We start from the raw sequence: 553 nt of genomic DNA, 5'->3' as shown, positions 1-553 counted from the left end.
CAAGCGTTCACACTTATCGACTGTCAAATTAAAGAACAGCATTTGGGGCTGTAGCTCAGCTGGTTAGAGCACCGTGTTGATAACGCGGGGGTCGTTGGTTCGAGTCCAACCAGCCCTACCAGTTTTACCCTAGTAGTAAATCTCAGGGGGATTAGCTCAGCTGGGAGAGCACCTGCTTTGCAAGCAGGGGGTCGTCGGTTCGATCCCGTCATCCTCCACCAAAAGCTCAAACGTAAGCATACGTGTTTAGGTTTGATCTTTTAGAGATCAAGTGCTGTACGTTCTTTAACAATCTGGAAGAAGTAAGTAAATTTTTATTGATCGTTTTACGGTAACACGTAAGACGATGGGTAATGATTGTATGTATCAACAAACGCAACAACGTAGTACTTCTTATTTCTATAACCGCTCCTTTGTTTAGTCGCAAGGGGCTAACGTTATAGGGACAAGTGAATAAGTGCACATGGTGGATGCCTTGGCGATTACAGGCGATGAAGGACGTAGTAGCTTGCGATAAGCTGCGGGGAGCTAGCAAACAAGCTTTGATCCGCAG

Annotated in this window: 2 tRNA genes and 1 rRNA gene; all 3 read left to right on the top strand. The window is 45.9% G+C overall.

Annotated features, from left to right (window positions below):
• Positions 1-44 precede the first annotated feature (44 nt).
• Positions 45-121, top strand: a tRNA-Ile gene (locus GTP90_RS36005).
• A gap of 24 nt (positions 122-145) precedes the next feature.
• Positions 146-221: transfer RNA gene (locus GTP90_RS36000), tRNA-Ala, on the top strand.
• Positions 222-443: 222 nt separating this feature from the next.
• Positions 444-553 (top strand): 23S ribosomal RNA (locus GTP90_RS35995); the annotation flags it as partial.

It is taken from the genome of Duganella vulcania (genome assembly GCF_009857655.1).
GTDB lineage: Bacteria > Pseudomonadota > Gammaproteobacteria > Burkholderiales > Burkholderiaceae_D > Rugamonas > Rugamonas vulcania.
The sequence above is the reverse complement of the archived record's forward strand: the minus strand, read 5'-3'. Positions and strand labels throughout refer to the sequence as shown.